This is a genomic window from Enterococcus mundtii (genome assembly GCF_002947535.1).
In the GTDB taxonomy this organism is placed as follows: Bacteria; Bacillota; Bacilli; order Lactobacillales; family Enterococcaceae; genus Enterococcus_B; species Enterococcus_B mundtii_B.
Window position 1 is genome coordinate 18,980 of record NZ_PUAP01000013.1, and the last position, 11,100, is coordinate 30,079.

Annotated in this window: 12 protein-coding genes and 4 pseudogenes; 10 read left to right on the forward strand and 6 right to left on the reverse strand. The window is 33.6% G+C overall.

The annotated features are described in order from the left end of the window. Positions 1–68 precede the first annotated feature (68 nt). From CUS89_RS03815 to lgt, 3 genes are read right to left on the reverse strand one after another with little or no spacing between them, the layout of a single operon-like run. Complete coding sequence (locus CUS89_RS03815) at positions 69–254, reverse strand: DUF2933 domain-containing protein (protein ID WP_002307645.1); 186 nt, start codon at positions 252–254, stop codon at positions 69–71. Further along, positions 251–475 carry a DUF2933 domain-containing protein gene (locus CUS89_RS03820; protein WP_002405073.1) on the reverse strand — a complete coding sequence of 75 codons (225 nt, stop codon included), beginning with the start codon at positions 473–475 and terminating at the stop codon, positions 251–253. Before CUS89_RS03820 ends, CUS89_RS03815 begins: the two co-directional genes overlap by 4 nt. Next, the gene (gene lgt / locus CUS89_RS03825; RefSeq protein ID WP_104871096.1) at positions 459–1,262 is read right to left on the reverse strand and encodes a prolipoprotein diacylglyceryl transferase; all 804 of its coding nucleotides are present in this window, start codon (positions 1,260–1,262) and stop codon (positions 459–461) included. Before lgt ends, CUS89_RS03820 begins: the two co-directional genes overlap by 17 nt. A gap of 156 nt (positions 1,263–1,418) precedes the next feature. Here lgt and CUS89_RS03830 point away from each other — a divergent pair, with 156 nt between their 5' ends. The 4 genes and pseudogenes from CUS89_RS03830 (at position 1,419) to CUS89_RS03845 (ending at position 5,081) form a co-directional block, all read left to right on the forward strand. Then, entirely contained in the window at positions 1,419–2,033 is a 615-nt protein-coding gene (locus tag CUS89_RS03830) for a TIGR01906 family membrane protein (protein ID WP_086269511.1), read from the forward strand. Between the two features lie 15 nt (positions 2,034–2,048). Beyond that, positions 2,049–2,414: pseudogene (locus CUS89_RS03835) on the forward strand (BlaI/MecI/CopY family transcriptional regulator). Then, positions 2,398–4,855, forward strand: a pseudogene (locus tag CUS89_RS03840) (heavy metal translocating P-type ATPase). The pseudogenes CUS89_RS03835 and CUS89_RS03840 overlap by 17 nt, the downstream one beginning before the upstream one ends. 16 nt (positions 4,856–4,871) lie before the next feature. Next, positions 4,872–5,081: a heavy-metal-associated domain-containing protein gene (locus CUS89_RS03845; protein ID WP_002325575.1), complete on the forward strand. Its 210-nt coding sequence runs from the start codon at positions 4,872–4,874 to the stop codon at positions 5,079–5,081. Between the two features lie 339 nt (positions 5,082–5,420). On the opposite strand, the pseudogene CUS89_RS16315 reads toward CUS89_RS03845, so the two are convergent. Continuing rightward, a pseudogene (locus tag CUS89_RS16315) lies at positions 5,421–5,540 on the reverse strand (transposase); the annotation flags it as partial. A gap of 181 nt (positions 5,541–5,721) precedes the next feature. Between CUS89_RS16315 and CUS89_RS03850 the strand changes: the two are divergent. The 6 genes from CUS89_RS03850 to CUS89_RS03875 are packed head-to-tail and all read left to right on the forward strand — an operon-like array spanning position 5,722 to position 10,480. Beyond that, positions 5,722–5,946 carry a heavy-metal-associated domain-containing protein gene (locus CUS89_RS03850; protein ID WP_002294786.1) on the forward strand — a complete coding sequence of 75 codons (225 nt, stop codon included), beginning with the start codon at positions 5,722–5,724 and terminating at the stop codon, positions 5,944–5,946. 10 nt (positions 5,947–5,956) lie between these two features. Next, positions 5,957–7,540, forward strand: coding sequence for a multicopper oxidase family protein (locus tag CUS89_RS03855; protein ID WP_104871097.1), 1,584 nt, complete (start codon positions 5,957–5,959; stop codon positions 7,538–7,540). A gap of 27 nt (positions 7,541–7,567) precedes the next feature. Then, positions 7,568–8,248 (forward strand): response regulator transcription factor, encoded by a 681-nt coding sequence (locus CUS89_RS03860; protein WP_002294790.1) that lies wholly within the window; start codon positions 7,568–7,570, stop codon positions 8,246–8,248. Continuing rightward, positions 8,248–9,642, forward strand: coding sequence for a sensor histidine kinase (locus tag CUS89_RS03865; protein WP_002337643.1), 1,395 nt, complete (start codon positions 8,248–8,250; stop codon positions 9,640–9,642). The genes CUS89_RS03860 and CUS89_RS03865 overlap by 1 nt, the downstream gene beginning before the upstream one ends. A 14-nt stretch (positions 9,643–9,656) precedes the next feature. Further along, the gene (locus CUS89_RS03870) at positions 9,657–9,863 is read left to right on the forward strand and encodes a hypothetical protein (protein WP_002307659.1); all 207 of its coding nucleotides are present in this window, start codon (positions 9,657–9,659) and stop codon (positions 9,861–9,863) included. Between the two features lie 20 nt (positions 9,864–9,883). Continuing rightward, positions 9,884–10,480 (forward strand): YdhK family protein, encoded by a 597-nt coding sequence (locus CUS89_RS03875; protein ID WP_002316691.1) that lies wholly within the window; start codon positions 9,884–9,886, stop codon positions 10,478–10,480. Positions 10,481–10,677: 197 nt separating this feature from the next. On the opposite strand, the gene CUS89_RS03880 is transcribed toward CUS89_RS03875, so the two are convergent. Together CUS89_RS03880 and CUS89_RS03885 are read right to left on the reverse strand one after the other, a co-directional pair. After that, entirely contained in the window at positions 10,678–11,004 is a 327-nt protein-coding gene (locus CUS89_RS03880) for a transposase (RefSeq protein ID WP_374955047.1), read from the reverse strand. Then, positions 10,983–11,100 (reverse strand): annotated as a pseudogene (locus CUS89_RS03885) (IS6 family transposase); the annotation flags it as partial. The pseudogene CUS89_RS03885 and the gene CUS89_RS03880, both read right to left, overlap by 22 nt.

An 11,100-nucleotide genomic window follows, 5' to 3' on the forward strand; every position in this document is an offset into this window, starting at 1 on the left:
TTTCTATTCTGAACCATGAATTTAGTGAATTTTAAAGGAGTGTGAAATATAAATCACACTCCTTTAACTTATTTTAACCGTGATTTCAAATCGCTTAGTTCACTACTTAAGATATCATTTTGCTCTTTTAAATTTTCAAGATCCTGTTTCAATTGTTCGTCATCTTTTTCATTATGCGATCCTGAGTGCATACCCCTCATCATAAATATCATCATTATCGGACATAATAAAAGTAATAACCACTGCATTGTCATCGCTCCTTAACTAAGTTCTTTAGAGTAGCAACTTCTTCTTTTAATTGCTCAGTTTGGATTTTTAAACTAGCTATATCATGTTCGGAACCAGTGTGTTTTGAATGATCTTCTTCATGCATATGATGATGCCCAGCATGTCCGTGCCCTTTATGCATAAACATCATTGAGATAGGGCAAATTAGTAATAATAGTAGTGGTAAGAAATTAAGTAATGCTTCCATGTAAATCTTCCTCCTTAGATTTTTTGAGATAGATGTAAGTTAATATAGAGCCAATTAACAGGACTATGGACAGGACTTGAGCAATTCTCAAGTTTGCTGTTAGCATTAAACTGTCAGTCCGTAAACCTTCAATCCAGAATCTCCCAACGGAATATAGTGAAACATAAATTAAAAATATTTGCCCAAAGAACATTCTATTTCTAGACACCAGAAGCAAAATAATGAGTACTCCTAAATTCCATAAAGATTCATATAAAAAAGTCGGATGATGGTAGGCCCCATCAATATACATTTGATCAATTATGAAAGATGGGAGTTTCATAGATTGCAGGAACTCTATGTCTACAGTTTCTCCATAGGCCTCTTGATTCATAAAATTTCCCCATCGTCCAATGATTTGTCCAATTACTATACTGGGAGCAACTACGTCAGCAACATTCCAAAAAGAAAGATGTTTCTTCTTGCAATAAATAACCCCTGTCAATACAGCACCAATTAATCCACCATGTATTGCTAGACCACCTTCCCAAATTTTAAAGATACTTAAAGGATCATCAATGTACAAAGGTAATTCAAAAAGGACATAGTATAATCTGGCCGATATAATAGAAACTGGCAATCCATATAACAACAGGTCAACAATTGTATCCTCAGGCAATGCCGCACGCTTTGCTCTTCTATTAGCAACAAAATATCCGATTATGATCCCAAACACTATGAAAACGGCATACCAATAAATAGTAAATGGGCCAAACGAAATAAATACTCTGTCGTAGGGTTCTCTCAAATTTTTCCCTCCTTCCTATTGAACTTATTTTGACTATAGCAGGCTATTATGGAAATTTTATGTAGACTTTTTGACAGATACATTGTTACACATTTTCTACACAAGTATTTTTTATCATTATATTAAAAGGAGTGATCTAATATAAATATTAATTTAATGAAAAAAAGCATGCTATTTCTATTATTTTTTGTCTTTGCTATATCCCTCGCGATTACATTGACAATCAACTTTCCTGGTTTGCTCAAAATCAATTTATTCTTTCAAAGCGATATAAATTTTCAAAACTGGAATAGATCTCAAGTTAATCAAGATTTTAGAAATTTAATGGGCTATTTAAATAATCCTTTTCAAAAAGAATTGGTTTTTGATAATCTATACGTCTCAGATCGCGGTATAAATCATTTTAAAGATGTTAAATTTTTATTCCAGCTTAACTACTCATTACTTCTCTCTACGAGCAGCGTTCTTTTGTACTTAAACAGAAAAAAACTAGTAACGCGTGATCAAGTCAGAGAAATCACTAGTTTAATCAAGTGGATGATAATATCAGTCTGTGTAATAGCACTTTTGTTTTTTGATAAAGCATTTGTGCTTTTTCATCAAGTATTTTTTGACAATGATGATTGGATGTTTGACTATCGTACAGATCCAATTATCAGTTTTTTACCGGAAACATTTTTCTTTTTATGCTTTTTATTAATTGTTACTATAAGTGTCTCTATTTTGACAACAATTTATCATTTGTTTAGTAAAGAAGAACGTACTTTATGAATAGCCTAAGGAGGGATGGTCTTGGTTGAACACAAAATACAGGTGTCGAATTCAGAGTTAGATGTTTTAAAGTTTATCTGGAGATATGAACCAGTAACATGTGGTTTAATAACACATGGAATGCAATAGCGTAATAGTTGGCATCCCTCCACAACAAAAACGTTAATAAGAAGGTTGTTAGATAAAAATGTGATCACGTTTAACACTTCAAGTAACCAAAGATACTACACTTCACTGATTATGAAGCAAGAATTTTTAGAAACCGAAATACAAAGGTTACTTTCTGGAATGGATGAAGATTGTATCTCAGAAGTAAGCTACTATCTAAATGGATTGGTTAAACGTTCTGACACGGAGGAATTTAATGATTACAAAATATAATCTTTATGGAATGACTTGTGCAGTTTGCGCAACAACAATAGAGAAAAAAATTAATGAGTTGGATGGAGTATATTTTGCTAAAGTTAACTTAACAACTGAGGTTCTAAAATTGGAATATGATGAAGGTGTTTTGTTTAATCATACAGTTATAACAGCTATTCAAGATATTGGTTATGACGCTGAGATTCGAAAAAAAACTGAGATAAAGGAATTTGGAATAAGCGGAATGAATTATGTGTCATGCGCTAACAAAATTGAAAGTGCTGTTAAATCAATGACTTATGTCAGATATGCCTACGTAAATTTTGAAGCAGAAAAACTCTCGGTAATATCAACTGACCCTTCAGCGGTTGCAAAAATAAGTGATGTTGTCAAAACTCTTGGATATCAGCTATATGCTCTTTCTGAAGAGGAGGAACAAGTAATTTATAAAACAAAAGAACAAGAGCAACAGAAGCTAAGGCGAAGATTTATCACGTCAATGCTATTTACAATTCCTGTTCTATATGTTGCTAGTGCAAATATACTTGAGTTACCCCTATTTGAAATAATTGATTCTACGACAAACCCTAGTTTTTTTTCGCTGACGCAATTGATATTTACCACTCCGGTTATATTGGCCAATAAAGACTATTATAAAACTGGATTTTCCGCACTCATGAAAAAACATCCGAATATGGATACATTAATTGCTTTAGGTACAAGTATTGCTTTTTTATACGGCACCTTTGCAACAATACAGATTATATTCGGAAATTATCTCTATACAAAAGAGCTCTACTTTGGAGCATCAGCAGTGATATTAACGCTAATCAGACTACAGAAATGCCTGGAGTTGGTGACGAAAGATAAGACCGAAAGATAAGACATCTGAAGCACTACAAAAATTAATGAGGATGACTCCCAAATAAAGCGAAAACTATCAGGCATAATAAGGAACAGACTGTTCCTATTGAATCAGTTTTAGTAGGAGATTTGATCATAGCAAAACCAGGAGAACGTTTGCCCCTGGATGGTATTGTAAGAAGAGGTAAGACTTTAGTTGAAGAATCTATGCCTACTGGTGAAAATCTTCCTGTTGAAAAGAAAGCTAATGACCGATTAATAGGACCCAGTATAAACAAAAATGGCGTAATAAGATATGAAACAACTCATATTGGTAATGACACCACTTTAGCTCAAATAAGCAAACTAGTGGATGATGCACAATCTTTGAAAGCTCCAATCGAAAAACTGGCTGATATCATATCAAGTTACTTTGTATATATCATTATTGTAGTTGCGATTGGATCTAGTCTACTTTGGGCACTATCCGGACAAAGTATTTCGTTTTCATTATCAGTCTTCATTTCAGTTTTAGTTATAGCATGTCCTTGTGCATTCGGTTTAGCTACACGGACAGCTATTATGGTTGGTATGAGAAAAGGCGCTGAAAATGGTATTTTAATTAAAAGTGGTGAAGCTTTAGAAACAACTCACCACGTAAAAACAATATTATTTGATAAAACTGGTACGATTACAAAAGGAAAACCTGTGGTAACAGATATAATACTTGCAGAAAATATGGATAAAAACCTTCTCTTGTTTTTAGCGGCCTCTGCTGAAAAAGCAACCGAGCATCCACTTGGGGAGGCAATTGTAAAAGAAGACGAAATCGTGGGGATTGATTTGGTTGAACCTAGTATATTCGAATCTTTCCCTGGATTGGGCATTAATGCTATTTTGAAAGGTACCGAAGTAAGTTTAGGAAATGAAGAATTCTTTAAACAGTTGAATATAGACATTAGTAAATTTAAGTTAATCTCAGATAATTTAGCATCTAAAGGAAAGACACCAGTGTATATTGCAAATGATCGTATATTTCTCGGAATAATTGCGATTGAAGACACTGTAAAGCCAGCAAGTGCATCAGCAATTCAGAAGTTGAATAAACTTGGCCTCAATATGGTTATGCTCACGGGTGATAGTAAACTTACTGCACAGGCAATTGCTAATCAAGTTGGGATCGCCAACGTTATTAGTGAGGTATTACCTCATGAAAAGGCCCATTATGTTAAAATGTTGCAGTCAAAAGAACATAAGGTTGCAATGGTAGGTAATGGGATAAACGATGCACTTGCCCTCGCTCAAGCGGATATAGGTTTTGTGATGGGTTCTGGTACTGATATAGCGATGAAATCTGCGGATATAATATTAATGAACAACGATCTGCAATTGCTAATGTCCAGGATTGATTTAAGCAAAAAACAATTTGGAATATAAAGTCAAATTTGTACTGGGCATTTGCTTATAACATGTTAAGTGTTCCAATAGCGATGGATGTTTTGAACATTTTTTGGGGGCCTTTATTAAGCCCGTTAATTGCAGGAGTTGCTATGAGTTTTAGCTCAATAACAGTACTTTTAAATTCACTTCGCTTAAAAAACTTCAAAGTCAAATAGGAAAGGTGATTGTCTTATGACTGAACATTTACAGACCTTATTTATTAGTGGAATGGCTTGTCTAGGATGCGCCGGAGAAATTAAGTATGCATTAGAAAAGAATCCCTCAATTTCTGTTAGGAAAGTAAATCTCGAAGAAGGTTTAGTAACTATTGCAACAAAGACAGATTTATCAATTAGCGTTATTAATCAATTGTTGAAAAATACGAATTATAAGGCATTATAAGTTTGGTGAATCATCATATTAAATATGTGAATTCTTATGGTAAGAAAGTTCCTCTATATTCTACTTTTTCAAATTGAGATATATAGAAAAACCAGTTTTTTAAATTTATTCACTGCTTTTTGTGCATAAGTATATGTTGAATCCAATGGACGGATTTCTGAGAGGCATTTCATGTTTTTTTGAACTCAAAAATCCTTTGGAATCCCAATGTAGGTTTTTGGTATTAGTTGAAATGGATTTTCACTTGGTAGTAGAGGAGGGTAGAGAGGATTGTGAAATTCTTATGTAGAACAATTATTTATTTGAATAGGAGGAAGAACTATCCAAAATAGCAGTTCTAAACTTATATTTCATATTAGGATGCTTATCGAATATCATCATAGCACTTCTACCTGTTAGGATATTCATGAAACTCGAAACCTATGTTTTGGGCGCGATACTTAGCGATATATGTACATGATATGCAATCATACACTAAACAAATCAATCTGTATCTATCCTATATTTAAAAGCTCTAAAACAAACTCTATACATGGTTTCTCCATAAATTTTCCTTATGATACTTGTAAGACAATTCTTAAAAGATTGATTAGATTAGTAAATCCAATATAGGCGACTTTTTTAAGAAAGAAGGAATTTTATGATGAAATATTTGCAAATAGTGGTTATTGACGGAATGAATTGCTCAAGGTGTGCATCAAAAGTAAGAAATGCTTTGGAAGCAGAGCCAACAGTCAGTGTAAAAATAGTTGATTTGGCTAGAGGTACAGTTACTTTCGATGCTGATTCAAAATTAACTTTAACATTCTTAAATCAACTACTAAAAAATACAAAGTATACTGTAACTAGGGACATATCTATATAAGTATAAGTATATGTGGGGTAATCAACACAAAATCTCCACATATTTTTTTTATGGTAACTACATAATAGATATGGGAGATGATGGGTTGAAGAATAATAAATATATTTGGTTAGCAGCAACAATATCAATGTTGACCCTAGGCGGTGTTTTCATATTGATTCAACAGCAGAACAAGGAGGAGCATGCTGAAGTTGTCTTTCAAGAAGAACAACGACAAATCTCAAGTAGAATGTCCAATATGATGGGGGATAATCAAGAAGCTGATTTGAAGGTAGTACACCAAACGGAGAGACAACTATTGATTCCCCCTGTTCTTGAACCATCTTCAAAAAGCAAAGAAAATGTGATATATGATATAGTTGCTCAAAACGGAGAAGTTCAAATAATGGATGGAGAAAAAACTGAAACATTAGGCTATAACGGGGATTTTTTAGGACCAGTTATTAGACTGAAAAAAGGTCAAAAAGTTACTATCAATACAACCAATAATCTTGATGCTAGCACATCTTTTCATTGGCACGGTTTGAAAGTAGCTTCTGATGCAGATGGAGGTCCACATCAGATTATAGAAACAGGACAGAAAAAAAGTGTAACATTCGAGGTTGATCAAGAAGCTTCTACACTCTGGTTTCATCCCCATCCGGAAGGAGAAACAGCATCTCAAGTTTATAAGGGTTTAGCAGGTTTGATGTATATTGATGATGACAACTCAAAATCATTAGATTTACCTTCCAAATATGGTGTCGACGACATTCCCTTGATTGTGCAAGATAAATCTTTCAGCTCCACTAATCAAATTAACTATGAAAATGATTTTAACTCTGATGGAACAAAAGGGGAGACGTTGCTTACTAATGGCACTATCAATCCATATATTGAGATAAAAAACCGATGGATGAGGTATAGAATTGTTAATGGATCTAATTCAAGAAACTTCACTTTTACTTTGGATAAAGATGAATCATTCTACCAAATTGCTACAGATGGTGGTTTTCTGAATACTTCTGTTAAACTTAGTAAACTACTTTTAGCCCCCGGGGAAAGGGCAGAAATATTAGTGGATACTCAGAATTATAAAAAAGGTGAGGTAATTCATTTACTAGCAAATAATTTGGTTGCCTTGACAATGAGAATTGAGAATACGATAGAAAACAAAGAGTTTACTCCCTCTGATAGTCTAAATACTATTAGTACTTTAGATGAAAAGAAATTGGAAGATTTAGCAAGACAAAGTATTAATTTAAGAGGAATGTCTCACATGGTAAACATCAACAATAAGCAGTTTGATATGGAAAGAATAGATTTATTTAAAAAACTAGATACTCAAGAGATTTGGGAAGTTAACAATACTAATAGTATGATGGGAGGAATGATTCATCCGTTCCATATCCATGGTGTTCAGTTTCAAATTTTATCTAGAGACGGAAATCAGCCCGCACTAAACGAGCAGGGATGGAAAGATACTGTGCTGGTAAATCCGGATGAAACAGTAGAACTTCTTGTGAAATTCGACCATAAGGGTATTTTCATGTATCATTGTCATATATTAGAACATGAAGAGTATGGCATGATGGGACAAATGGAAATTAAATAGAAAATAATTTAAGAAGGATGATTGTCTATGAAAATTCTTATTGTGGACGATGAAGAAAAAATTTTGGAAATTATTGATGCCTATCTAGTTGCTAATCATTATTCAGTTTATAAAGCAATAAGTGGTGCAATGGCATTGGAAAAGTTCGAGAAAAATAATCCTGATTTAGTTGTGTTAGATTTAATGCTTCCGGATACTGATGGATTGACTGTGTGTAGAAAAATCAGAGAAGTATCAAATGTACCAATTATAATGTTAACAGCTAAGTCTGATGAGGATGATATTCTTACTGGTCTCAAGTTAGGTGCCGATGACTATATGATTAAACCATTTAGTCCCAAAGAATTAGTTGCGAGAATACAAACTGTATTGCGCAGAACTGAGACCTTATCAAATCCTAATAAGCTTTCTTCAAGTAATGGGGAATTGATAGTATATCCTGAAAGTCGCCAAGTTTATCTACATCAAGTGGAATTAAACCTCACAACAACTGAATTTGATATTCTACACGCCCTAATATCCACACCTAATAAAGTCTTTTCTCGTAGTGATTTGATAGAGAAAGTTAAGGGAATAGAATTTGATGGACTAGATAGGAGCATCGATTCTCATATAAAAAACTTAAGACATAAAATTGAGAATGATGCTAAATCACCTATGTATATTTTGACAGTCCATGGTACAGGATATAGATTTGGTGGCCACTAATGAGAAAAAGAACGATAAAAACTCAATTAGTTCTTTCCTTTTTAGCAATCGCAACATTAATAATAGGATCGATTAGTTTAGTCGCATTAAGTTTGACGAACAATCATTTTAGTAAATACGTAGAAGAGCGACAAGAAGATTTGTTGAATCAGTATGTATATACAATTGATTTATTGTGGTTAAATAGTGGAGAAACATGGAACAGCGAGGAACTTGCAGCACTATCTGAGAAAGCATTAGAAAATAATATTTATTTTTCTATAGAAGACGAACAAGGCAACATGGTTTGGGAACTTAAAGGAAAAAATTTGAAGTCAGCACAGGACAAACTGAAAAAAAATGCCTTGAAAGTTTCTGAGAAAAAAAGTGTGAAACTAGACGAAACAATAGAAGCGAAAAAGAAGTTAATTAATGATGGAAACGAGTTTGGAAAAGTAACGTTTTATTATTTCGGACCTTTTGCTTATACAGAGCACGATGCCTTGTTTATCTCCAGTATGAAACAAAGTTTAATGTATGTTGCTATTGCAGCTCTTCTTGTATCATTTATACTTGCTTCGTGGATCTCTGCTAGATTAGGATTACCACTAAAGCATGTAAGCGACTTTACACATAAATTAACCCGTGGGGAATATGCTGATAAAATCCCACAAGAAACTTCAATTATTGAAATTAATTCCTTGATTGATTCCCTAAATGATTTAAGTAATCAGTTGGAGAAACAGCATGGACTTCGAAAAAGATTAACTACTGATATTTCACATGAATTAAGAACTCCATTAGCTACCCTCAAAGGCAATGTGGAAGGAATGATTGACGGAGTCTGGAAAATAACTCCCGAGCGCCTACAATCTTGTTATGATGAAATAGATCGTCTAACTCGTTTAATTGGAAATATAGAAGTAATCAACAAAATTGAAGCAAAGTATGATCATTTAAATAAAACTGAGTTTAGCATATATAAGTTGATCGAATCCGTTATTGAAAATTTCTCCAGCAAATTTGAGTCAAAAAACCTTCATGTTGAAATCCAAGGGGATAACATCAATATATTTGCAGATAAAGATAAAATGAACCAAGTTGTTATCAATCTTTTGAGTAATGCTATTAAATTTACGCAAAAGGATGGAACCATTAAGTTTTCTATAAGTAAAAATAAAGACCATGTTCTTTTAATTGTTGAAGACAACGGCATTGGTATAGAAAAAGATCAGCAACTTCATATTTTTGATAGATTTTATATGGCTGACCCCTCCAGAAGTAGAGCTTTAGGGGGGCAAGGTATCGGATTAGCTATTGTAAAGAGCGTTATTGAAGCGCATAAAGGTAGTATAACTGTAAAAAGTAAATTAGGTCTAGGAACTAAATTTGTTATAAAGTTACCATTTCAATAAAGGAGGAGAGTTATTTGTTTCAAAAACAGATAAAAATTGCTAAACTAGTATGTGAATGTTGGGCAAAAAAAATATTTTTTCAACTGATTTCGATAGATAGTGTCGAAAAAGTTCATTTAGATATCTTATCAAATTCTGTAGTAATCTTTTCTAAGAAGGACTTATCAATAGCTACAATTAAAAAAGAAGTTTTTGGATTACAAATTTATGAGATGACCTAAATGTGATTAATTAAAGGAGGATGAAGACAGTGAAAAAGATGACAAAATTAGTATTTGCAAGTCTTGGAATTATTGTATTTTTAGGAGCGTGTAGCAATCAAAGTGAATCGAATAATTCTAAAAGCACAAACGAGGAATCGACTTCTACAGCGTCTAGTGAAATGAATAGTATGGAGGGAATGAATCACGAAGGTATGGTTCCTTCTTCAATGAAAGATGCTGCAAACCCTAAATTCCCGGTGGGAAGTAATGTTATACTGCTAGGCGATCATATGGAAGGGATGAAAGGTGCAAATGCTCAAGTTGTAGGGGCCTTTGATACTACAATGTATGAAGTAAGCTATGAGCCAAAAACTGGGGGACCAATGGTTAACAATCATCGATGGGTAGTACAAGAAGAGTTAAAAGATACTGAGACTGTAGCAAATGAGGGCGATACTGTTATCTTGAATGCCGATCACATGGATGGGATGATGGGAGCTGAAGCAAAAGTAGATAAATCTATTACAGGAACTGTTTACGTTGTTAATTACACTCCAACCGATGGTCAAGAAGAAGTTAAGAATCATATGTGGGTAACTGAAGATGAGATGGAATATGACGAAAATAATGAGTAATTTTATATACTAAACCAATAAGCTGGTACATGGCCTTCGTATTCTCAACATGAGGAATATGAGCTCTTTGTTAATAAGGACTGATGAGTTGTGCAAAATCAAATCTGGGTCAGAACGAACCTCATTCTGGCTCAGATTTTTGGCTCTTCGACATTTAGTGCTGGTAGAGAGACAACTGAAAATTTAGTCATAACCAGTTAGGCAGAGTGCTTAACTGGTTTTTGTTTTACTTGGAAGATCAAGCCTTGAATGAGATAAATTCTTGCTCGAAAGTTGTGGAAATTTCGATAGCCGTAGGCTACTCGTTTTATCACTTTTATCTTATTATTTGTTCTTTCCAATGCACCATTACTATACCTGGGTTTTAAAGCATATTGAATCCCTAATTTGTATTTATTTAAAAACGTCAGCTTCTTACAAAACCATTGTGGAAGGCATTGATCTAAGCGGTTCTGTTGCAAAGTTTTAAATAAAGAATAAAATCCCTTACGGTATCTATGATTTAAGCTGGGATTCCCAATAATACCTTGATTTCAGTACAGACCGAAAACCCGAAGAGAGTGCCTTCTTTTCGGGTTTTCTTATATAATCCTCGAATGTCTTCCATGCCTTTAATCGTG